The organism is Streptomyces sp. NPDC045956 (genome assembly GCF_056430705.1).
In genome coordinates, this window is record NZ_JBWKKZ010000002.1 from 499,917 (window position 1) to 521,324 (window position 21,408).

General features: G+C 69.5%; 19 protein-coding genes and 3 pseudogenes. 15 read left to right on the forward strand and 7 right to left on the reverse strand.

All coding sequences use genetic code 11. From position 1 onward, the window contains the following. Positions 1-66 precede the first annotated feature (66 nt). Positions 67-738, forward strand: a complete 672-nt coding sequence (locus tag AC07FV_RS07990) for a lytic polysaccharide monooxygenase auxiliary activity family 9 protein (RefSeq protein WP_479085492.1) — start codon at positions 67-69, stop codon at positions 736-738. Between the two features lie 260 nt (positions 739-998). Beyond that, the gene (locus AC07FV_RS07995) at positions 999-1,406 is read left to right on the forward strand and encodes a hypothetical protein (protein ID WP_479085494.1); all 408 of its coding nucleotides are present in this window, start codon (positions 999-1,001) and stop codon (positions 1,404-1,406) included. A gap of 66 nt (positions 1,407-1,472) precedes the next feature. Here AC07FV_RS07995 and AC07FV_RS08000 read toward each other — a convergent pair whose 3' ends face one another. The 4 genes and pseudogenes from AC07FV_RS08000 to AC07FV_RS08015 form a co-directional block, all read right to left on the reverse strand. Continuing rightward, positions 1,473-2,327, reverse strand: a complete 855-nt coding sequence (locus tag AC07FV_RS08000; protein ID WP_479085495.1) for a hypothetical protein — start codon at positions 2,325-2,327, stop codon at positions 1,473-1,475. A 213-nt stretch (positions 2,328-2,540) separates the two neighbouring features. Beyond that, the gene (locus AC07FV_RS08005) at positions 2,541-2,903 is read right to left on the reverse strand and encodes a DUF6300 family protein (protein WP_479085496.1); all 363 of its coding nucleotides are present in this window, start codon (positions 2,901-2,903) and stop codon (positions 2,541-2,543) included. Positions 2,904-3,258: 355 nt separating this feature from the next. Then, a pseudogene (locus AC07FV_RS08010) lies at positions 3,259-3,634 on the reverse strand (RHS repeat-associated core domain-containing protein); the annotation flags it as partial. Between the two features lie 285 nt (positions 3,635-3,919). Next, positions 3,920-4,426, reverse strand: coding sequence for a hypothetical protein (locus tag AC07FV_RS08015; protein ID WP_479085497.1), 507 nt, complete (start codon positions 4,424-4,426; stop codon positions 3,920-3,922). 506 nt (positions 4,427-4,932) lie between these two features. Here AC07FV_RS08015 and AC07FV_RS08020 point away from each other — a divergent pair. Then, a complete protein-coding gene (locus tag AC07FV_RS08020; protein ID WP_479085499.1) occupies positions 4,933-5,877 on the forward strand; it encodes a DUF1648 domain-containing protein in 945 nt (314 codons plus the stop codon). 6 nt (positions 5,878-5,883) lie between these two features. After that, a pseudogene (locus AC07FV_RS08025) lies at positions 5,884-6,240 on the forward strand (GntR family transcriptional regulator); the annotation flags it as partial. A gap of 449 nt (positions 6,241-6,689) precedes the next feature. On the opposite strand, the gene AC07FV_RS08030 reads toward AC07FV_RS08025, so the two are convergent. Beyond that, positions 6,690-6,923 (reverse strand): hypothetical protein, encoded by a 234-nt coding sequence (locus tag AC07FV_RS08030; protein ID WP_479085501.1) that lies wholly within the window; start codon positions 6,921-6,923, stop codon positions 6,690-6,692. A 131-nt stretch (positions 6,924-7,054) separates the two neighbouring features. Beyond that, positions 7,055-7,459, reverse strand: a pseudogene (locus tag AC07FV_RS08035) (RHS repeat-associated core domain-containing protein); the annotation flags it as partial. A 586-nt stretch (positions 7,460-8,045) separates the two neighbouring features. On the opposite strand from AC07FV_RS08035, the gene AC07FV_RS08040 reads away from it, so the two are divergent. From AC07FV_RS08040 to AC07FV_RS08050, 3 genes are all read left to right on the forward strand, one after another. Beyond that, a complete protein-coding gene (locus AC07FV_RS08040; RefSeq protein ID WP_479085502.1) occupies positions 8,046-8,360 on the forward strand; it encodes a hypothetical protein in 315 nt (104 codons plus the stop codon). A 341-nt stretch (positions 8,361-8,701) separates the two neighbouring features. Further along, positions 8,702-10,114 carry a mobilization protein gene (locus AC07FV_RS08045; protein ID WP_479085503.1) on the forward strand — a complete coding sequence of 471 codons (1,413 nt, stop codon included), beginning with the start codon at positions 8,702-8,704 and terminating at the stop codon, positions 10,112-10,114. Positions 10,115-10,131: 17 nt separating this feature from the next. Beyond that, positions 10,132-11,271 carry a hypothetical protein gene (locus AC07FV_RS08050; RefSeq protein ID WP_479085504.1) on the forward strand — a complete coding sequence of 380 codons (1,140 nt, stop codon included), beginning with the start codon at positions 10,132-10,134 and terminating at the stop codon, positions 11,269-11,271. A gap of 64 nt (positions 11,272-11,335) precedes the next feature. On the opposite strand, the gene AC07FV_RS08055 is transcribed toward AC07FV_RS08050, so the two are convergent. Then, positions 11,336-12,400: a C40 family peptidase gene (locus tag AC07FV_RS08055; protein WP_479085505.1), complete on the reverse strand. Its 1,065-nt coding sequence runs from the start codon at positions 12,398-12,400 to the stop codon at positions 11,336-11,338. Between the two features lie 599 nt (positions 12,401-12,999). On the opposite strand from AC07FV_RS08055, the gene AC07FV_RS08060 reads away from it, so the two are divergent. From AC07FV_RS08060 to AC07FV_RS08095, 8 genes are read left to right on the forward strand one after another with little or no spacing between them, the layout of a single operon-like run. Then, a complete protein-coding gene (locus AC07FV_RS08060; protein WP_479085507.1) occupies positions 13,000-13,365 on the forward strand; it encodes a hypothetical protein in 366 nt (121 codons plus the stop codon). A 2-nt stretch (positions 13,366-13,367) separates the two neighbouring features. Then, positions 13,368-13,637, forward strand: a complete 270-nt coding sequence (locus AC07FV_RS08065; RefSeq protein ID WP_479085509.1) for a hypothetical protein — start codon at positions 13,368-13,370, stop codon at positions 13,635-13,637. A 7-nt stretch (positions 13,638-13,644) separates the two neighbouring features. Further along, positions 13,645-14,436, forward strand: a complete 792-nt coding sequence (locus tag AC07FV_RS08070) for a hypothetical protein (RefSeq protein ID WP_479085510.1) — start codon at positions 13,645-13,647, stop codon at positions 14,434-14,436. Further along, positions 14,409-15,983 (forward strand): hypothetical protein, encoded by a 1,575-nt coding sequence (locus AC07FV_RS08075; protein WP_479085511.1) that lies wholly within the window; start codon positions 14,409-14,411, stop codon positions 15,981-15,983. The genes AC07FV_RS08070 and AC07FV_RS08075 overlap by 28 nt, the downstream gene beginning before the upstream one ends. Further along, a complete protein-coding gene (locus AC07FV_RS08080; protein WP_479085512.1) occupies positions 15,980-17,431 on the forward strand; it encodes an SCO6880 family protein in 1,452 nt (483 codons plus the stop codon). Before AC07FV_RS08075 ends, AC07FV_RS08080 begins: the two co-directional genes overlap by 4 nt. A 1-nt stretch (position 17,432) precedes the next feature. Then, positions 17,433-19,025, forward strand: coding sequence for an ATP-binding protein (locus AC07FV_RS08085; protein WP_479085514.1), 1,593 nt, complete (start codon positions 17,433-17,435; stop codon positions 19,023-19,025). Next, positions 19,022-20,767 carry a type IV secretory system conjugative DNA transfer family protein gene (locus AC07FV_RS08090; protein WP_479085515.1) on the forward strand — a complete coding sequence of 582 codons (1,746 nt, stop codon included), beginning with the start codon at positions 19,022-19,024 and terminating at the stop codon, positions 20,765-20,767. Before AC07FV_RS08085 ends, AC07FV_RS08090 begins: the two co-directional genes overlap by 4 nt. Continuing rightward, the gene (locus tag AC07FV_RS08095; protein WP_479085517.1) at positions 20,757-21,356 is read left to right on the forward strand and encodes a DUF4913 domain-containing protein; all 600 of its coding nucleotides are present in this window, start codon (positions 20,757-20,759) and stop codon (positions 21,354-21,356) included. Before AC07FV_RS08090 ends, AC07FV_RS08095 begins: the two co-directional genes overlap by 11 nt. Positions 21,357-21,408 lie beyond the last annotated feature (52 nt).

A 21,408-nucleotide genomic window follows, 5' to 3' on the forward strand; every position in this document is an offset into this window, starting at 1 on the left:
CTGGGAGCGCTCCCACCACTCCCTCCGCGTCCCCCCACGCCGTCCCCTCACGCGAAAGAAGGATTCATGAATTGTCATGATCGCATCAAGCGCGTCAGGCGGGCGTCCACCCTCGCCCTCGGCACCCTGACCGCCACCCTGCTCACCCTCGTCCCCTGGAGCGGTACCGCCGCCGCCCACGGCTCGGTCGTCGATCCCGCCTCCCGCAACTACGGCTGCTGGCAGCGCTGGGGCGCCGACTTCCAGAACCCGGCCATGGCCCAGCAGGACCCCATGTGCTGGCAGGCCTGGCAGGCCGACCCCAACGCCATGTGGAACTGGAACGGGCTGTACCGCAACGGCTCCGCCGGCAACTTCGAGGCCGTCGTCCCCGACGGTCAGCTGTGCAGCGGCGGCCGGACCGAGGGCGGGCGCTACAACGCCCTGGACACCGCGGGCGCCTGGAAGACGACGGCGGTCAACGACAACTTCACGGTCAAGCTGCACGACCAGGCGAGGCACGGCGCCGACTACATCAAGGTCTACGTCAGCCGGCAGGGCTACAACCCCGGCACGCAGCCCCTGGGCTGGGACGACCTCCAACTGCTCACCACCACCGGCAGGTACGCGCCCGGTCAGAACTACGAGATCCCGGTGAGCACGTCGGGCCTGAGCGGCCGGCACGTCCTCTACACGGTCTGGCAGGCGTCGCACATGGACCAGACGTACTTCCTCTGCAGCGACGTCGACTTCGGCTGATCCGGTGGCCACAGCGCACGCAGGTTCGGCCGGCGGCTGCGTTGTGGTCGACGGCGCAGACGGTGAAGAACTGGGCGAACGGCGGGACTGAGCCGAGGCCGCCGCGCCTGGAGGCGTAGCAGCGGCTGTCGGCGGGGTGGGCGGAGACATACCCGAGCCCTGCCGCCGTCCCGCCGACGACGGCGCCCGCGACGCCCGCCGAGGCGGCGGCTGTCCCGGCAGAGCCCCCGGCGCAGATGCCGCCGGGGGAGCCGGTGGAGGTGGCCATCTCCGCGCAGCCGCTTTCCGCTCCGCCCGCTGCCTTCGGACGGCCTGACGCTGCGGGGGAGGCGGCCTCTCCCGTACGCCAGGCGGCGCCGCCCGCAACTGCGCGTCCGGCCGCCCGCAAGAGGACACCGGCCCGAAGGGCGGGCGGCGCCATCGAGGCGGACCCGCGGTTCGCCCACGGTCCGCTGCTGATCCTCGACGGTGTACGCAGAAGCGGCGCAGCCCAGCCCAAGCAGCCGAAACGACTTCCCTACGACGACGCCTTCTACTGCGTTCACCATCTCCACCAGAAGATGAATGCCGCGACATTCGCCCAAAGCGCCCGAGTGTGGATGGACATCTTGCGGGCGCAGCATCCGGATGCCTACAAGGCGCTCATGGCCGAGCTGGAAGCCCGGTAGCAGAACGACCGCTTCTCGGCCCCGCTCGTCGTCTTCCCCGCGACAACGAGTGGGGCCGCGTCTGTGTCACCTCAGAGGAAGACGTGTGCCGAGCGTGCAGGACCAGCGGCGGTCACGGGTCGGTCGGGCTCGCAGTGTCACGCGTGTCGATGACCTCCATGTCCACGATGTCCATGAGCCGCTGCATGAGCTGGGCAGAAAGGGCTGCTCTCGCCCGGCCGGCTCCCTCGAGGGCGCGATGCGCCTCGGCAAGCCGTCCCGGAAATCAGCGTGGCCCAAAGGCAGCCGGACCAGGGCACCCATGCGCGCGGTGGCATGGTCGAGCGCGTCCAGGATCAGTTGCCGCTCGGCTTCGGGAACATTGATCGTGGGATCACTGACGCGCGCTGTTCTCAGCGGTCCGTCTGACTGCCGTACCGTGATGCGCGAGGTACGAGTTCCGTCCCGCAACCGATCGTATGCATCGACGCTTCTACGGGTTGCGACGATGACGACACCGTCACGGGCACTCTCGTAGACCGCCTCTGATACAGCGTCTCTGGCTTGGCGTGCACTCTCGAAGTAGTTCCGGTTGACGGCGTGACCCGACTGCTCCTCGGTCACTGCCGTGCCTCCGGCCCTATGGGCTTCTTCAGCGAGGACCAGGTATGCAGCATGCGCCTGTCGGACCTCGTCCAGCGTCACTTCCAGCAGGTGGTACCAGTTGCCCACCACTCGTCGGATGAGAGCGGTGCGCGCCACCAGAGCGCCCCGACGCTCATGTTCCCTCGCCGCAGTGGCTTCCGTCTCTGCCCGCTCACGCTGCTGTTCGGCTTCGCGGCGAGCTGCCTTCTGCGCCTGTAGCGGACCCCAGTATGTGGCTGCCCCGGCGAGGGCAGCACCGCCCAGCGCACCGAGCAATCCATAGATCGCGTCCTGCATGCTCCCGCACCCCCGGTGTCGTGTCGCGACGTACAGCAAGCGGTTGTCCAACCGCCACGTCATACGGTCTTCCGCTACCGCCCGGCCGGGCAAGACCCGCGCTTCGGCGGACCACGGTCTGTCGCGTGGTCGAGCGCTCGCCGCCGCATGCATGTGGCTTGGCCGCAGCCGGGCAACGGAACGCAAGTGCCGGTCAGCCGCGCGGGCTCGGTGTCATGGCAGCTTGCCCTGGCGCCAGTGAGCCTGTTCCTCATCTCGCAGACGGACCGGGTCAACTCTCCGCTGTCGTACCGACTCGATCCAGGTCACCACGTGGCAGCGGAAATCGGCGATCTCCGCTATGCGGATGAGGGGGACCTCCCCGGCGACGGTGAAGAGTGCCGGCAGAGCGTCCGCCGGGGTCTCACCGCTGTCGCAGGCCGGGCACAGGTCAGCCTCCTGGAAGCCTTCGACGAGGTGCCCGGCGATGTTCGGCCACGCATGGGCGAACCGGACACGGAGCAGTGCCGTACCTCCGCAACGGGCACAGGGCGGCACCTGGCCGACCTGGACGGCCAGCTCGCCACCGTCGGTCATGACACACCGTGCCAGGCCGCGGGGCAGGCCGGTGGGGCCGCGGGGGGTGGGTGCGCCCGCAGAGCGCCGGCCCCGGCGGTCCGCCCGGCGCGCAGCGCAGGACCGCAGCGAGGGGGAGCGCAGCGGACCTGCGCGTCGCGCTCGGGGGAGCCCGCAGGGCGCTCCCAGCCAGACGGCTCCCGACCCACCGCGTAGAACCCCGGGCCACCACCACGCCGGAAAGCGTCCCCTGGCCGAGGGGCGAGCCTTGAAGCTGTAGCCAATGCTCAAGTAGGGCAAGGGCCGCGCAAGTACCTACCGGTTCGAATGCCGAGCGAACGGGCCCCCTCTCGCGCCGGTGGTTCAGTGCGGGCGAGCTTCTCAAGCCGGTTGGGTCGGTTCGGTTGACCGGGTCTCCGACCGCGTAAAGGTAGGCGTTCTCCTCCTGCCCCGAGGGGTCGGGCTGCGTGAAATGGCCGAGAGACGGGTCGTAGTAGCGGTGGCCCATCTTGTACAGGCCGGCCGGGTCGGCGTAGGCGCCCGCGTAGCGGTAGGGCTGAGGGACGGACTCCGCGGATGTGGTGCGCGGGAGACCGGTGGGGCCGTAGGCGTAGGTGTGTGTGTTTGCCGGTGCTGTCGGCGAGGCCGAGGACGTTGCCGGTGGCGTCGGTGAGGTGGTAGTAGGAGGACCTTCCCCCAGTCGTCATGGAGTTCAGCGTGCCCGCCGGTTCGCGAAGAGATCCGGTACCGACAGCGTTCTGGCGGCTCTACCCAAGGACGACGCGAAAAAAGCAAGGGCTTCGGAACGATTCCGAGGCCCTTGCCCGGCGACATCAACGATCAGCGACGATACGTTTCGTGCTGGGTGACAGGCCGAACTGAGACACCCAGCAGCGATCGTTTTTGATTCACCGCCTGCGATTCTTGGTCACGACAATCAGCACGATCCCGACGAGGAAGACAATGCCCAGGATGACACCGACAACCGTGCTACCACTGCTTGCGCCACCCGCTGCGAAGATCATGCTGAATACTCCCTAGCTAGTGATCAACTTGTTGACCCCGTAGCCGAGACCCTCATACCCGGCGTCCACACCAGTGGCAGCCCTGTCGGCAGCTGCGCTTCCCTTCGCCAACGCTGACGCGCCACCCCCGACACCCAGAGTGAAGGCGCTAACCACAGCCACTCCCGCGATCTCGGATCCGGAGGCGCCACTGACGGCAGCACCTGCAATGTCTGCACCAGCCGCTGCGACGCCAAGGCCGATCCCCAAAGGCCTCGAAGCCACGAGTGCACCGAGGGGCAAGCCGATGCCGACCCCCTCAAGTACTCCGCCGAGAGACAGCAACCCTTGTGGATCACTGTTGTTGATGGGGTCACCGGCGGCGTAGCGGCAAGGCTGAGGGACGGCCTCGGCCGTGGTGCCGCGGGGCAGGCCGGTGGGGCCGTAAGCGTAGGTGTGGGTGCGCTTGCCCGCGCCGTCGGCGAGGACGTTGCCGGTGGCGTCGGTGAGGTAGTAGTAGGACTTTCCCCCAGTCGTCATGAGATTCAGCGTGCCCGAAGGCTCGCGGGTGAATCCGGTGTCGACGCCGTTGGTGGTCGTGGAGGCGAGGCCGAGGGCGGTGTGGTGGAACCACGTGTCCCTGAGCTTGGTGCGCTCCGCGTTGCTGGTGCCGGCGTGACCAGGTCGTAGGTCTTACCGCCGGTGGTGATGCCGGCCAGAAGGCTGTGGTCGGTCCAGGTCTCGCCGGTGCGGGGGCTGGTGTCGGCTGCGGCGGTTTCGTTGCCGAGCTTGTCGTAGGACCAGCCCGTGGTGGTCCCGTTCTTGCCGGTCAGTGCCTGTTTCTGAAACCTCTGGGTGTTGAGTGGGTGCATTGGGCCCTCTGATGAGCTGGCGGTGTCAGCTCCGCACTGTCTCTGGGGTGCGCACAAGCCCTGGCCAGCTGCCTGTCACTTGACGCAGCTTCAGGAGCGAGGGTCTCGAAGGGCGGTCCTGAAGTAGGTTGTCATTGTTCTATTTAAATAAGAACAATGACACGAGGGAGAGTCATGACAGTCATTCGCAAGTGCGTCCTGACGGCCATTCCGTTCGGCGTTGCCACCGCCGCCTACGTCGGTGTCTTTCTGGCGAGCTACGACCGGCTGCCCGGGCGGATCGCCACCCACTTCTCGGGGGATGGTGGGGCTGACGGCTTCACGAGCCGGACCGCCGCGCTGTGGTTCGGCAGTGGCCTGCTCGTTGGTCTTGGGCTGCTGTTCACGGTGCTGACCCTGCTCTCCAAGGAGAGCCCTGGGATGAGGTTGACCGCCGCGGTCGGCGCCGGCACAGCAGTCACGCTCGGATATCCCTTAGTCCTCACCGTCCTTGTCAACACGGATGTCCAGGATCCGACTGCAGTGCAACTGCCGATGTGGCATATCGCCGTTCTACTGCTCGCGGGCCTGGCCACCGGCGCGCTGGCCTGGTTGTTGACGAGCGGCGGGCCGCGCACCGCGCCCACGCGACTGTCCCCTGCCCTACTGCTGACCGAGGGGGAGGCTGCGGCCTGGAGCCGCACCACAATCTCCCGTCCACTGCTGTTCCCGGCCGGCGTCGTCACACTCTGCGGGCTGTTCGCCGTGGCGTTCGGTCCCTGGCAGGCGGGACTGCTGCCGCTCGTCCTCGGTCTTACCAGCACACCGTTCGCCGGTGTCCGGGTTACCGTCGACCGGCGCGGACTTACCGTTGCCTCGACGGTCCTGCCCAGGCCTCGGCTGGCCCTGCCGCTCAGCAGCATCGTCAGGGCCAGCAGCATCCAGATCAACGCCATGGGAGACTTCGGCGGCTGGGGCTATCGGATACGCCCGAACCGGCGGGGCGTGGTGCTGCGTTCAGGGGAAGCGCTATCGGTCCGCACGGCAGGGGGACGCGAATACGTGGTCACCGTCGACGACTCGACGACCGCAGCTGCGCTGCTCAACGGCCTGGTGTATCGCCATGTGGCGGGAGCGTGAGTAGGAATGCTGTTTCGGGTGCTTCCGAGCTCTCCAGTGCCGCTGGGCGAACAGATCGCCGCCTGCGTACGGGGAGCGATCGCAGGCGGCACGGCAGCCCCGGGTGAGCGACTGCCGCCCGCCCGCGAGGTCGCCGAGTCGCTGGGCGTCAACGTGCACACGGTTCTGCGCGGCTACCAGCGACTGCGTGACGAGGGCCTGATCGAGCTGCGCCGTGGCCGGGGCGCGGTGATCACCGCGGCGCCCGGCATCGCGGACCAGGCCCGGCTCACCGAGGCCGTGCACGGCCTCATCACCCAAGCACGCGAGTTCGGTCTCACGGACCAGGAGCTCCTGTCCATGGTGCACGACTGCCTGTCCAGCGCACCGGTCACACGTCACCCTGAACGCCTCGGGCACGGCTTCTGCCTCCTCGCCACGGGATCCCACCCCGATCAAAAGGAACGAGGTGCATGCGAGGGCCGCGCCGGGAGCAGACGGCACGTATGCCCAGCACCGGCGGCAGAAGCAACCGGCTGCCATGACCAGGGGCCGCAACTCCGACGTCGCAGGGCACGACCCCTGCGCCCACACACCTGCGTGAGCGCCTCAACAGCACCTGCTGAAGCCACTCCAGGCAGAGAACATGCTTCCCCGCCTCTGGCTGCGCTGCACGTTTCATCCCCTGTTTCGACGTCGAACTGTGTAGACGATCGCCGCGACTGAAACGGCGAGGATGAGCAGGAATCCGGATATGATCACAAATTCTGCGCCACCCAAGTTACCCATAGATCAGACCTTCCATTTTGCGAAACTCGACATACTCAGCCCCCTCAGTCGCCATCTGGTTTTCTGCGCCCCACCTTTTCTCGCCTGACTCGAGCAACCGCCTTTATGGCGCGCCAGCAGAAGATGATGACAAGCCACATGAGAGCCGCACCGAGTCCGTTCGAGGCGGACTGCCCCGCACTTGCGTCTGTGAACATCAACGCACCAAGGAAGATGATGACCCCCCAAGCGGCAGAAACGCCGATGATGGCGGGAAGTTCACGGCTCAAACTCTTCACTTATCCTCCTCTGGGCGAGTCCTCGTATTGGATTCTTTCTGGGGCTGCATACGGCGAAGCGCAGCCAGGGTGGGAGCAGTCCCAGCCCTGGCTGCAATCGATCCTTCGAATTGTTCTGCCAGAGGTGAGAGTCAGAATTTCCAGGCAGCCCAATTGCTTTGGCAGGAAAGAGCCTGTCCCGCTTCACGCTTGAGATTTTGCCACGTGAGGCTACCGGGGTCGTCATCTCGAACCGAGTTGTTCACGTAGCATGCCAACCCGATGACACCTGCGGGCTTCGAATACTTTCCGAAGACGCTCCCAACTTTCTTCGTGCCGTTCTTGAGCCAGTCAGGGATGTCAGGTGTGGGGAAAAGTCCCGTCGGGTCCACCAGATTTACAGGGTCGCCGGCGGCGTACAGGTAGGGGTTGGTTTCCTGGCCGGAGGGGTCGGGTTGGGTGAAGCGGCCGAGGGTGGGGTCGTAGTAGCGGTGGCCCATCTTGTACAGGCCGGTGGGTCCGTAAGCGTAGGTGTGGGTGCGCTTGCCGGTGTCGTCGCGAGAGCGGTTCTGTGTGTTCTCCGGGCACACCGAAACGGCGTGCGATCGGCACGCGAGTGCATCAGCTTCCCCCCACAGGAAGTCAGACGTTCAGTCAGAACCAGCGACCACGACGGTCACCGGCGACGCACAAGTTGTCACAGGAAGCACACAAAACGGCGCGGCGTCCCCCCAAACGTCCTGTGCATGCGGGCCGGAATCAGCCCCACCGCTTCGTCCGGCGTCGTCATGACATTTACGCCCGAATCGTCATCCGATCTGGGTGGAATTGATGGTTCTGATACCGCTCGCTGCGATTACCTTGTCCGAAAACCCGTGAGCTGGTCCTTCTCTGTGAAAGAGGAGGTCAGCGACCGTTTCTTTTCGGTCAGGTTCAGACCTGCTTCCTGGCGTTGCCAGGCGGCGCCCATCGATCATCGTTGCCGGTCATGGACGGAAAGCGCTGTCTGGGCAAGTTGTCTCAGACCGGGCGGGGGGCGTGAGACGTTCCTGCGTGTACGACTTCACGGAATGCACACTTCTCCCGTCGTATGCGTGGTCCCCCAGCCCGCGGCAACCACCCCTGCTGTGAAGGACGTTCTCGATGAACGCACTGGGCAGACGCATGCCCTGCTCCAACCCCACCCGCCGCCGTGCCCCCACCGCACACCGGACCACCCGTGCCGTGCAGCGGGCCGGACGCCTGCTGTGCTGGAGCCTCGCCGCCGGCATGGCCACCGCAGCCACCGACCTGCTCCTGACACCGCAGGGGCCGTGGTGGGGCACCCTGTGGCCCCTGCCCTGGTACCTCGCCGGCCTGTCCCTCGCCGCCTGGGCCATCCTGCGCATTCGCGAGAAGGCCACACAGCACCCGACCGACGAGGACACCCTCCCGGACAGCTGGGACCAGGCCGCGTAGGCGCGCTGCGTTCAGGTGCTCGCAGCAAGCCGTATCCCGCGCAAAAGCGGACCTGGCCGCTGCTGAGGCCTCGCGCGGACCCGAGCGGGCCGGCGTTTGGCGCCCTGTGCGCATACCGAGCTCGCGCTGTGCGGCTCGACGGGTTGGTTCACCAGCTGTTCGAGGCTCGCTTCAGCTCCTTCTGGCCGGGGGAGCCTTCAGGGGCGCGGGGAGCAGTGCTTCGCGCTCCGCGGGTTCGTGCCGCTGGTGGGATCATCCCCGCGGGTGCGGGGAGCAGGATCCGGCGGCCAGGGCTCAGCATCACCATCTGGGACCATCCCCGCGGGTGCGGGGAGCAGTGGGTGGCCGTGCGCCATGCCGAGGACCACATTCACATCGTGGCCACCCGAGCCCGCGAGGACGGGCGTCAGCCGGACACAAGCTGGAGCAAGCTGCGGATGCAGGAAGCCGCGCGCGGGTTCGAGGTCGAGTTTGGCCTGCGCCGTCTCACCCACGCCGACGGCACCGCACGCAGGTGGTCGAAGACCGGGGAGACGGAGAAGGCGACACGCCGGGGCCTGTCCGAGCCGGTGCGCGAGACACTCCAGCGCACCGTGCGCGAGGCTGCGGCGGCCGCCGTGAGCGACGCCGACTTTTTCGAACGGCTCGCCGCGGCCGGACTGCGGGTGAAGCGCAGGATCGCCCCGGACGGCAACGTGACCGGCTACTCCGTGGCGTTGCCCGGGGACCGCGACGGCGTACAGAAGCCGGTGTGGTTCCCGGGTACCAGACTGGCCCCCGACCTGTCCCTGCCGCGCGTACGCGAACGCTGGAACGGACCTCCCGTGAATACCGCGGCGCCGCCGGCGGACGTGTGGCGCGCGGCAGCAGAGAAGGTCCGCGCCGCAGCCGACCAGCTTGGTGTCGGAGGACTGCATCAGGGAGCCGGGGACGTGGCCGCGCTTGGTGACCTGATCGTGGTCGCCGCAGTCGTCTCGCCGTACCTGGTGCGCAGCCAGATGCGTAAGGCCGCGTACGAGTTCGAGCGGGCTTCCCGGGCGCCGGCCGCACGCGAGCTGGAGGGCCAGGCGCGCGAGCTGTACCGGGAGTCGACGCAAGTCCTCTCACGCTCGGTGTCATCGGCCGGGCGCAACGACACGGCCGCCGCGCTGGGCTTCTTGCTGGCCCTGGTGACGGCCGTAGAGGCTTCCCGGCGCTGGCACCAGGCGCAGGAGCACCGGGTTCAGGCGGACGCCGCTGGACGGGCCGGTCGGCTGTTGCACGAGGCGGTCGAGGTGACCGTCGGAGTCAACGCGGCACGCGAGTACAAGCCCCGCCCCAAGCACGCCGCGGCCGGGGCCGGGACCGGGCGTCGAGCGGCCCCAGCGCCGGGCATCCGGCCGATGGCTGGCATCGTCCAGGAGGCCGTTCCCGAGCACGCGCGCGAGATTCTGGCCGACCCCGCGTGGCCTGCGATGAGAGCGCGGCTCGCAGAGGTCGAGAAGGCCGGTGACGATCCCGGTGATGTCCTGGAAACGGTCGCTGCCCGGCGGGAGTTGAACTCAGCGGACTCGGTTGCCGAGGTGCTTGTATGGCGCCTGGACGGATGGCAACGGCAGCGCAGTGCGGCGGCCGCCTCCGGCAGCGGTAGGACCGCCTCGCCCACCGGAGGAGCCGGACGGCCTGTCCCGGCCCGCAGGCAGGACGCGTCCTCATCGACGCGGCGGCCGCCGGGCGAGGAGCAGCAGCGCAAGGGCCCGAAGCGGGGCCGCTGACGAGGGGAGAGCGCGAGATGACGACACCGACACCAGAGGAACGTGCTGGGGAGGCGTTCATCGAGTCCGCCGCCGAGGCGGTGCAGACCGCGGTCATGGCGGCGCGCTTGGTCATGGCCATCGCGGACGCGGCGCGACGCCACCAGCAGCGCAGGCAGAAGGGCAAGGAGGACGACCTGCCCGCCGCCGAGGAGGCGGTGAACGAGATGGGTAAGGACGTCAAGCGGCTGCTTCCGTCCGACGTCTCCCTCGCGCTGATGGGAGAGGCGGACTGGCCGCAGCTCGCGCAGCAGCTGATGGCGCTGCGCCATGCGGGCGTCGACCTGGAGCAGGTCCTGCCGCACATCGGCGAGATCGCGGTGAACGTGCGCGACCAGGTCGCGGCGAAGGCTGAGGGAGTGGCCACCGATCAGTGGGTGCGGGCCGTCCGGGAGACGCTGCCGGCGGGACCGGTGCGCGAGGCGATCCTCACCTCTCCGGCGTGGCCGGAGATGGCGGCGACGATGGCCCGGCTGGAGGAGCGGGGAGTCAACGTGCGCGAGGTCCTGGCGGCCGCGCACAACGAGGTGCTGGCCGTCGACCAGGCGGTGGCGAAAGGGCTCGGGGCGCCCGCTGAACCGGTGATGAGCCGGGACGCCCAGCTGTCCTACGGGCCGCTGACGACCGGGCTGGATCTGCCCCGGGACCTCGACCTGTCCGACCGCGAGCGAGCACTCAAGCACCAGCTGGCCGTCTCCACGCCGGAGAACGAGCGGTACACCCGGTGGGTGCGGGAGGCGATGCCCGGGCACGAGCGGGAGGCGGACCTGATGGTCGCGTCCCGTCACTGGCCCCTCCTGGCCGCCCGCATGGCGCAGATGGAGAAGGACGGTATGCCGGTGCGGGAGCACCTGGCCCGGCTGGCCAGCGACACGTCCTGGCAGGAAGGACCTCCTGCCCAGCTCGCGACGCGGCTGGTGCAGGCCGCCGGCGCCACCCTGGACCGTCGGCTCGGGGATGCGGCGACGTCGCGGCCGAAGGTGAACACTCTTGCGGCGAGGGCGACGTCGACGAGCCTGGGCCCTACTAAGGCGGCGAAGGCCGCAGCACCCGCGGACCCTGGAACGGCCCCGCACCGGCAGGCCGGACCTGCGCCGAAGAGTGCACGGTCCCGGTAGTCCGCCAGCGTGATGGGCCTGTGCCGCAGACCTAAGGCTGGTCTGCGGCACACGTCGTCTGCGGTCAGGGGCGGGTGGCGCCGACGTAGTCGTTCTGCGGCATCGCCGAGGTCAGGGGAGCCAGTTCCACACTGCGTCCAGTGCGGGGGGCGTGCAGGACGTTGCCGTCGCCCGCGTACATCGCGACGTGGTAGATGAATCCGCTTCCGCCGTGCGCCCAGAACAGGAGGTCGCCGGGCTTCAGATCGCCGCGCGCGATGGGGCGGTGGCTGGTCGCGCCGTACTGCGCGGCAGCCGTGCGCGGCAGCTTCGTGTTGGGCCAGTAGGCGTACTGCATGAGGCTGGAGCAGTCGAAGCCCACCGTGCTGGAGGCGGCGCACCGCCCGTTGCGGTAGCCGTTGCTGCCGTCGCAGAAGCCCACCGAGGGACCGGCGGGGCCGCCGCCTCCGTAGGCGTACGGGGTGCCCATCCGGGTGGCGGCCTTGCGCAGGGCGTCAGCGCCCGTGCCGGAGCCGGAGATCTCCAGCAGGCCGGGGCCCTCGAACCGCTTCATGGTCGACAGGATGATCTGGACGTAGTTGTAGGTCTCGCCGCCCGCGAAGGACTTCGGCGGGACGCCGCGGTACTGCTCCACGCGGCCCCAGCCCGCGTTGTAGCCGGCCAGTGCGAGGGCTCGCACGTCACCGGGGTAGCCGGACTTCTCAGCCTGCTTCAGCAGGGAGCACATCATGCGGCCCTGTGCCATCACGGCGTCACCGATGTCCCAGGGCGACGCCTCCCCGCTGTTGTCGTCGTCGCGGCCCCAGGTCGCCCAGGTGCCGGGCATGAACTGCGCCGGGCCCTGCGCACCGGCGTGGCTGGTGGCCTCCGCGCGGCTGGTCTTGAACTTCGACTCCTGGTAGAGCTGCGCGGCCAGCAGGGACGGGACCATGGCCGGTTCCGCGCAGGCCTTGTCCGCCTTCAGAATCCAGGTACGGAACTCCGCAGGTACACCTTGCAGGCCCCCGCCCCCGTCGGTCGCCTCGGTGGCTTCGGCATCCTCGTCGGCGATGACCAGGGCCACGATCCCGAGGGCCACCACCAGAACCAGGCCTGTCACTGCGGCGGCAGCCGCAACGAGCAGCTTCACGTGCTCTTCCCCCCGTGCTGACTCTCTCTTCGCTGTTGCCGGTCGTGTGACGTTCCGCCGTACTAGATCACGACTTGCTTGGCATGTGCGCCTCCATAGGTGCGGGGGCCGGGAGGGACCCGCGATCACTGACCGCGTAGGGTCGGTCACAGCCTCGCGCGGGGGTCTTCGCGCAACGGAACGTCCTGGATAGGGGCGTCCGGGGAGGCCTTTGGCGACTCGGGGGTGTGGCTGATGGGGGCGGGCATTGCGGCACGGGGAATGGCGGGGAAGCACGCGGGAAACAGGGCGGCCGCCCTTTTCGTGAATCTGCTCCATTCTGGGCAAAGCCCGCACCCTACCGCGCTGCTGTAGAGCCACACCTGTGACCTGACCTCCGGCTACGCGAGAAAGTGCCCCCGCGTCTGACAGCGGGTCACGGTAGCCTCACGGTTCCCAAGAACCCAATATCGTGACTTCAAACTCAAAGACACAGGGGGAGTTGGGTCGTGACCACCCAACCGGTTCTTTCAACCCCGGGCGCCCGCACGAGGGATGCACTCAGGTATGCGCTGATGCCCGTGGACGGGAACGGCATTGCGGTGGCGACGGTTGCCGCGATGCTCGATGACGACGCCGGCGGCACCGCTGCACGGGTCCTGGCTCCGGGGGAGGTCCTGCCCTACGGGACCGTCCCGGTGCTGGTGACCGACACCACCGTCTACGGCGCGCAGCGCCTGGAGGAGACCCTGCTGCGCTGGGGTCCGCTGCCGAAGCCCTGGCTGGTGTGGGTGGCCGACGCCCCTGCCCGGCCCGTGCAGGACGCCCGGTTCACCGTCCGGGCTCTCGAAGGGCGCCTGGCCGGAGTCGCACGGCTTCCGTACCTGCCTGTCCTGCGCGCTGTGAAGGGGCCCGAGGAGGCCCTGGAGTACAAGGACGTCCAGTCCGCGGCCGCGACGCTGCGGCGCACGATCGAAGGGAAATGACCATGGCGAACCTTGCGGCCCTCATCCCGGGGGCGAAGCCCACCCCGATCCCGAACATGGACGGACCGGTGGCCGAGCTTTTCGGGTACGGCCTGTGGCTGCTCATCCTGGCCGGGGTTGGCGGTGTGGGCTTCGGCGTCTACAAGATGGCCGTGGCGGACAAGTCCCGCAACGGCGGCGGCAGCGAGCCCTTCAAGTGGATGGGGGGCGGCATCGCGGCCGTCATCCTGTCCAGCTCGCTGATCGCCATCCTCAACGGCATCGCAGGCTGAGGCGGCCGTGGGACGCACAAGGGGAACGTGGAACACCAAGGGCAGCTGGTTCGCGGGCGCCGCGCTCGCGGCCGTCCTCGCCCTGACGGGCTACGCCGTCTTCGCCGGCGGCGACGAGGGCACGGACACGCCGGGCAAGGACGGGTCGACCCCGAGCGCGTCCGCCTCCTCCGGCCCGTCGGCGACGTACGCGCCGCCCAACGACTGGACGGAACCGGAGCAGTGGGCTGCGCTTCCGCGGGGGAAGCGCACCAATATGCTCGGCAGCCAGGTCGGCTTCCCGCACACCACCGAGGGCGCCGTGGCCACAGCGGCAGCCGTCAACACGGTCAGCATGCAGGAGGACCACGACACTGCCGACGAGCAACTGCGGCTCTACCACTCGTACGTTTCCAGGGCGGACCAGAGCGACGAGCACGCCGAGGAGATCGAGCTGGCCGCGATCGAAACGGACAAGGACCTGCACCGAGAGCTGGGCGTCCCCGTCGGCGGGCCGCTGCCGCCTGGGGCGTACATGCGTAGCACTGGGATCGGCTTCAAGGTCATCGGTGAGTCGGATGACGAGGTCAGTGTGTGGGTGCTCTCCCGGGTGGCGCAGAAGGGGGGAGAGACGGCGCAGGAGACGGTCAGCTACACCCGCACTCTGATCGCGGTGGTGTGGGAGGGCGGCGACTGGAAGGTATCCGGCACGGCCACCCAGCGAGCTCTGGACGCCCAGCCGGACAAGCCAGAGATCGTGGCGCCTGGGGACGAGGCCTTCAACGAAGCTGGATGGACGGCTATCCGGGAGGCGTCGTGACCGGGCGTCGTCTGGTCGTCCTGGTGCTGGCGCTCGTGGCAGTGCTCGGACTATCGGTGTCAGCACCGCAGCCTGCCCGGGCGGACGGGCCGATCGGCGGCGGAATCGAAATCGCTTGCCGAGGGGTCACGGGGCCTCTCTTCGGCACGCTCTTGCCCGGTGGCCGCTCGACGACTCCCGGGCGTCCGGGAAGCCTGACTGGCTGGGACGGATGCGACGCGGTTGGCAAGGTCGGCCAGGAGAAGATCAAGGAGGAGTGGAACAACATCATGGAGTCCCTCCTCGGCGACGTCATCAAGTCCGGTGTCGACGTGACGAAGTGGGTCATCAAGAAGACGCTGACCTTCGCCTTGCTCGGACCATCACTGGACTTGGCCGGCACTGGACTGTGGACCGGGAAAGACACGAAAGAACCGACACTCGCAGGCATGCTGACCTGGCTGGGGCTGGTGATCGCCGTGGCCGGGGTGATTTGGAACCTTGCCCGGATGGCCTTGACCGGGCAGGGCAAATACGCAGGCAGGGCCATGGCCGGATGGGTCGAGAACTTCGTCCTGTCCTTCCTCGGCGTGTCCCTCTTCGCGACGCTGCTCGTCCTCGGGGACGCGCTGAGCGCGGGCCTGGTGAACGCGACGTTCAAGAACGACTCCGAGGCCTACGAACGGATCGTGGCGGTGATGCTGCCGACCGGCGTGTCCAACCCCGTGACGCTCCTGTGCATCATCGCGGTGCTGCTGCTGGTCGGCTTCATCCAAATGGTCATGATCTTCCTGCGGCAGAGTGCGATCCCCATCATCTGCCTGCTGATCCCCGTGGCCGGTGCCGGACGCACCGGCGGTGACGCCACCCGCAAGTGGGCCCCGGCGCTGATCACTTCCGGCATGGTCATCGTGGCGTACAAGCCCATCGTCGCGGTCATCATCTGCACGGGGTTCGCGGAGTTCGGGGAGGCCAAGACGCTCTCCGAGTGGCTGCGCGGCTGCGCGACGCTGGTCCTCGCGGTGTTGGCGCCCGGCCCTCTCACCAAGATCTTCGCTCCCTTCGGTGCGGCGGCCGGTGGCGGGCTCAGCGCAGGCGGCGCCAGCGGTGCCTTGTCGGCGGCCGCCAGCTACATCGGAGGGAAGAGCGGCGCGAAGGGCGACGACGGCAGTAGCGGAGGAGGCGGCGACCGGCAGTCGGACGCCATACGGCACATGCAGATGGTCGAGCAGAACATGGGACCCCAGAATCGCGGCCAGGGCGGCGGGGGCGACTCCGGGAAGGACGGCGGCCAGGGCAGCGACGCCCAGGCGCAGGCCTCCCGCAACGCAGCCGGGTCCCGTGTGCCGGGCCAGCCCGGACCCGAGGGCGCTCCCGGCGCGGACGCGGCCTCCACCGGAGGGAAGACGGCAGGAACGTCGAGCGCAAGCGGCAGCGGCACGGCGGCCGCAGGCGGTTCCGCCGCCGCCGGCGCGGGCGTCGCCGCAGCCGGAATCCAGGTCCTGGACGGCGTCAACGACGCTCTCCAGAGTGCCAGTGGACAGATGGGCGGAGGGGACCAGCAGTGACAGCCCACGAGGTGCCCACCACCTTGATGGTGGAGGGCTTCCGCGCCCGCCGATCCTTCGGGTTCGGCGGGCTGTCCCGCACCGCCACGATGCTGGCGGCCGCGGTCCTGACGGCGGACGGCCTGATCGCCACGCAGATGCCGCTCTCCCTGCTGGTCACCCTGCCGGTGACCGGCGCGTTCTTCGCGCTGGCCGCCGCCCGCAGGCACGGCATGTCCGCCCTGTCCTACTACTGGGCCCGCTTCGCGTGGAAGCGCGCGGCCCGCTTCGACGCCACCTCCTACCGGCGTCTGCTGCTGCCCCACCCCTATGCCCTGGACCTGCCGGGCGTCGGCGCGAGCAGCACCCTGATCAAGGCGCACGACCCAACCACCGGCCGCCCGGTCGGCGTCGTCCACGACCGGGCCACCGGCTACATGACCGTCAGCACCCTCCTCGCGCCGGGCGGCAGCCTGATGGCGCCCACCGGCGCGGTGCAGAGCAGTCTGCGCACCTGGGCGTCGGTGCTGGACGCGATGAGCACGGACGAGCAGGTCAAGGGCGCCAGCGTCACCATCCAGATCACCCCCGGCGCCGGTGAAGCACTCGGGGACGACGTGAAGGCCCGCAAGGCCCCGGGAGCGCCGAAGCTGGCGACGCAGGTCATCGACGAGCTGGTGCGCACGACCCCGCACGCCACCGCGAGCGTGGCCCCGTGGATGAGCGTCACGGTCGACCCGAGCGCGTCCGCGAACCCGCCGGTGGACCTGGCCGAGCAGGTCGCCGAGGCGCTGCGGGTGGTGGACGGCCTGGACCTGTCCGGTACGGGCACGGACATTGAGCGCAGGGCGACCGACGTCGACCTGCGCCGTATCGTCCGCAGCGCCTACGATCCCGACGTCTTCAACGCCCGCGACGCGGACTTCGAGGAGCTGTCGTGGTCGGAGTGCGGGCCGCAGGCCGCCGACGACGACTGGGAGACCTACGCGCACGACGGCGGAGTGTCCGTCAGCTGGGTGCTGCGCGAGATGCCGCGCCGTCCGATCCCCTACTCCGTGCTGCTGCCGCTGCTGGCCCCGGGCCGCTACCAGCGGCGCATCACCATCGCCTACCGCGTGCTCGACCCGATGGAGGGCGAGGCGGTGCTGGAACGCGAGATCTCCAACGCCCACCAGCGGGCGCAGGCCACCGCCGAGGTCAAGGGCCGCGCCAAGTGGTCGCAGCGGGCGGACGCCCAGCGGGCGGAGAAGGCCGCCGCCCAGGTGGCCGGAGGAGCCCAGGTGGTCGACTGGACGCTGATGGTGACCGTCACCGCCCGCAGTACCGCCGACCTGCCCGCCGCCCGCCAGGAGATGGCCCGGGCGGTCAAGGCCACCCGCGGCATCCGCATGCGCAGCGCCTTTGGCGCCCAGGCCGCCGTCTTCGCTGCCGGACTGCCGATCGGCTACTCGCCCCTGGTGAAGGACTGACATGGCACGTAAGGCGAAACCGGTGCCGGTGACCACGCCCAAGCGCGTGGTCAAGACGGTCGAGCAGGGCCCGACGCGCGAGGAGCGGCAGGCCGAGAAGAAGCTGCGGGGGCGCTTCGCCCCCAGGCTGGGCTGGGGCGGACGGTTCGGCGGCCGCGCACCGGTCGAGGACACCGGCACCGTCTACACCGGCCCCACCTCCCAGGCCGGCGGCATCTACCCCTTTCTCCTCGGCTCGGGTCTGCCGCCGCGCGGGGTGCCCGTCGGCCGCGACCTGCTCACGGGCGAGCTGGTGTGCATCGATCCGAGCGGGTGGACGGGCCGGTTGACGACCAACCCCGGCGTGTGGGTGATGAGTCAGCCGGGCGCGGGCAAGAGCGCGCTGGTCAAGCGCATGTGCATGGTGTATTCGGCGTACGGCTTCCTGACGTGCGTGCCCGGGGACGTCAAGGGCGAGTACTCCGACATGATCCGCGAACTGGGCGGATCGGTCGTGCGGATCGGCGACGGCATCGGCCGCCTCAACCCCCTGGACTCCGGCCCGCTGAAGGGGCGCGTGCAATCCCTGACCACGGAGCGGCGCGAGGCCCTGCTGGACGTCCTCAACGGGCGCCGCCTGGAGACGCTGGTCGCCCTGCTGTCGACCAAGCACGGACTGGGCCGGGCTCCCGACGAGGTCGAGCGCTCCGCGCTGGACACGGCCGTGCAGGTCGCCTCCGCCGCGCAGGAGTCGGGCAGCGACCCGGTGGTCGCCGACGTCGTGCAGGTGCTGCGGGCGGCGCCCGAGGAACTACGGACCAAGCTCGCCGCGGACGGCGAGCGCTACCAGGACCTGACGCGCAGCGTCATCGCCGGACTCGACAACTTGATCGGCGGCCCGCTCAAGGGCCTGTTCGACGGGCCCACCACAACGCCGCTGGACATCGGCGCTCCGGCCGTCTCGGTGGACATCTCCGCGCTGCGGGCCCGCGGCAACGACGTCGTCAGCGCGGGCATGATCGCGACGTGGGCGTACACCTACAGCGCGATCGACAGCGCCCGCAGCATCGGCATGATGGACCGCTCCCTCGTCCTGCCGATGGACGAGATGTGGCGGGCCCTGCGCTCCGGCCCCGGGCTCGTGGACGCGATGGACGCGATCTCCCGATTGAACCGGACCACGAACGACGTGACGATCTACGTCACCCACTCCCTGCTGGACGTCGAGGCCCTGCCGACCGAGCAGGACAGGGCCAAGGCCCGCGGCCTGATGGACCGGTGCGACACGTGGGTGATCGGCGCGTCCTCCGAGGAGGAGCTGCGCCGGGTCACCGGCAAGCGGTCGCTGACTGAGCAGGAGCGCATGATGATCGGCTCCTGGTCCTCGGCGACCAGCACCGGACTCGACATCGACCCCACCTACGACGAAGCCGACGGCGCCGCGCCCCTGGAGGAAGAAGGCGCCCGGCACCCGGGCCGCGGCAAGTACCTGATCAAGATCGGCACCAGGCCGGGGATCGCGGCCGCGCTGGAGCTGACCGGCACGGAGCTGCGGCTCTACCGCACCGACAACAACCGCCGGCGGATGACCGCGACGGGAGGTGGACGCGCATGATGACGGAGTCCGACCGGGCATGGGCGGCCGGGGGCATCCTTCTGGGCGGCGCCGTGACGCTGTCCGTGGCGACCTGGGCGGGAGGAGCCGCCGGCGCGGTGATGACCGGAGACGACGCCGCCCCCTTCCCCACCTCCCTGGTGGGCGTCTTCCAGATGGCCACCGACTGGTCCGCAGCCTGGCCGCACTCGCAGACCGCGTCCCTCGTCGGCGCCACCGTCGCGGACCTGGCCGTCGTCGTCTTCCTCATCTGGGGGCTGCGCTGGGCCTTCCGCTGGTTCCGCAACCCGAGCAGCCTGGCGACGCTGCACCAGGTGCGGGAGCTGACACCGAAGCACGCGGCCCGCACCGCCACCCGGCTGCGCGCCTCCCTGAAGGAGACGAAGCCCTCGAAGGTCCCACCCCGGGACCGGGGCGTGCTCCTGGGCGACCACCTGCCCTCCGGCGTCGAACTCCGCGGCAGCGACGAGGACACCTACGTCGCCATCATGGCCCCCCGCGCCGGCAAGTCGACGTCGCTGGCCATCCCCGTGGCCGAGGAGGCGCCGGGCGCCCTGCTGATGACCTCGAACAAGGCCGACGTCTACGCCGCCACGCGCGCGAGCCGCGCCCGGGCCGGGCAGACGTTCCTGTTCGACACCCAGGGCGTCGCCCAGGCCGAGCGGGACGTGTGGGTCGACCTGGTCGCGCAGGCCGAGACACTGGAAGGCGCCGAACGTCTGGCCAGCCACTTCGTCACCCAGATCACCTCGGAGCAGGCCGATCCGTTCTGGTCCCAGGCGGCCGGTGACCTGCTCACCGGCCTCTTCCGCGCCGCGTGGTGGGAAGGCGCCACCGTCCGTGAGGTCATGAAGTGGCTGGCCGACCCGAAGGAGAAGGCCCCGCTGCGCGTGCTCTACCAGCACGAGGCGGTCCTCGCCGAACAGGTCGACTCCTCCATCAACATCGCCGAAGAGACCCAGTCCGGGATCTATCAGAACGCCCGTACGGCCATGTCCGCACTGCGCGACGAGAAGGTCCTCGCGTGGGTCACCCCGGACAAGAACAGGATGCGCTTCGACCCGGAGGCCTTCGCCACCAGCACGGACACGCTGTACCTGCTGAGCAAGAAGGGCGGCCCGTCGAGCGCCCTGGTTGCTGCGGTCGCCGACGCGGTCTTCACCGCCGGCACCGAGGCGGGCGAGCGCCACGGCGGCCGCCTGCCCGAGCCGATGCGCGCCGTCCTGGACGAGGCCGCCAACATCTGCAAGATCGCCGACCTGCCCGACCTTTACAGCCACCTGGGCTCGCTCGGCATCACGCCGTTCGTGATCCTCCAGAGCTACCGCCAGGGCGTCCGGGCATGGGGCGAGGTCGGCATGGACTCGATGTGGTCGGCCGCCACGAAGAAGGTCATCGGTGTCGGCATGGACGATGCCAAGTTCGCCCAGGACGTCTCCACGCTGACCGGCGCCCACTACGTCGAGCGCGGCTCGTACTCCAGGTCCAAGGACGGCGGCAGCAAGAGCTGGAGCGAGCAGCGCGAGCAGGTGCTCGACCCCGCCGAGATCCGCGCCATGCGCAAGGGCACCGCCCTGCTGATGTCCACCGGCATGCCCGTCGCGCAGATCAGCCTGCGCCCCTGGTACGCGGAGCAGGCGATGGCACACATCGGCCCCCAGATGAAGGCCGAGGAGCAGGCCATCACCAAGCGCGCCGTGGCCGCATACGAGGAGCGGAAGGCGGCACGCAGTGGCCGATGAACCCGAGGACGTCCCGGAGCTGGACGTGCCGGTCGGCATGTTCGAGGACATCGAAGACCTCAAAGCCCAGGTCGCGCTCCTGAAGTCCCTGGTCGAGAGGCTGGCCGGGCCGGGGGAGGAGGGGCGGGGCGAGGCCTCGGCCGACGAGGACGAGTCGGCCGGCGGGGAGGCCGCAGCCGACGATGACAGCGAGGAAGAGGATTGGCAGTACCCGCCGTTCATCTTGCTGTTGGACCCGCCGGAGTACGACGACGAGCTGCGGGCGCTGATCGAGTGGGTCGAGGGCGTCCTCGTACCCGGCTACCTCGCCGAGCCGTCGGCCGACGCCCGCTGGTGCCACCTGTGGTTCGAGCACCCCGTCGCCGTCGCCCGCCTCCACGCCTGCTGGCTGGCCTGGCAGGAACTCACCGACCCCGCCACCTGCGGCTACACCGGGCCCAGCGTCTGGCACCGCGACCACCTGGACCCGTGTCTGCGCGAGCTGCGCGGCGCCGGCGGCCCTTTCGCCGGGTGCACCAAGAGCGAGCACCAGATCGATCACCGGCTGCCCGGCCTGGTGCCCAGCGCCTCGACGATGGAGGGGCACTGAGGGGCTGCGGCGGGCCGGGGGCCGCAGCGAACGACACCCACGGCGAGAGCTG

What these genes read in the sequence shown, in the direction of transcription:
- AC07FV_RS07990 (WP_479085492.1), top strand. Translation starts at nt 67, where the DNA reads ATGAATTGTCATGATCGCATCAAGCGCGTCAGGCGGGCGTCCACCCTC.
- AC07FV_RS08000 (WP_479085495.1), bottom strand. Translation starts at nt 2,327, where the DNA reads ATGCAGGACGCGATCTATGGATTGCTCGGTGCGCTGGGCGGTGCTGCC.
- AC07FV_RS08005 (WP_479085496.1), bottom strand. Translation starts at nt 2,903, where the DNA reads ATGACCGACGGTGGCGAGCTGGCCGTCCAGGTCGGCCAGGTGCCGCCC.
- AC07FV_RS08015 (WP_479085497.1), bottom strand. Translation starts at nt 4,426, where the DNA reads ATGACGACTGGGGGAAAGTCCTACTACTACCTCACCGACGCCACCGGC.
- AC07FV_RS08020 (WP_479085499.1), top strand. Translation starts at nt 4,933, where the DNA reads ATGACAGTCATTCGCAAGTGCGTCCTGACGGCCATTCCGTTCGGCGTT.
- AC07FV_RS08040 (WP_479085502.1), top strand. Translation starts at nt 8,046, where the DNA reads ATGAACGCACTGGGCAGACGCATGCCCTGCTCCAACCCCACCCGCCGC.
- AC07FV_RS08050 (WP_479085504.1), top strand. Translation starts at nt 10,132, where the DNA reads ATGACGACACCGACACCAGAGGAACGTGCTGGGGAGGCGTTCATCGAG.
- AC07FV_RS08060 (WP_479085507.1), top strand. Translation starts at nt 13,000, where the DNA reads ATGCTCGATGACGACGCCGGCGGCACCGCTGCACGGGTCCTGGCTCCG.
- AC07FV_RS08065 (WP_479085509.1), top strand. Translation starts at nt 13,368, where the DNA reads ATGGCGAACCTTGCGGCCCTCATCCCGGGGGCGAAGCCCACCCCGATC.
- AC07FV_RS08075 (WP_479085511.1), top strand. Translation starts at nt 14,409, where the DNA reads ATGGACGGCTATCCGGGAGGCGTCGTGACCGGGCGTCGTCTGGTCGTC.
- AC07FV_RS08085 (WP_479085514.1), top strand. Translation starts at nt 17,433, where the DNA reads ATGGCACGTAAGGCGAAACCGGTGCCGGTGACCACGCCCAAGCGCGTG.
- AC07FV_RS08090 (WP_479085515.1), top strand. Translation starts at nt 19,022, where the DNA reads ATGATGACGGAGTCCGACCGGGCATGGGCGGCCGGGGGCATCCTTCTG.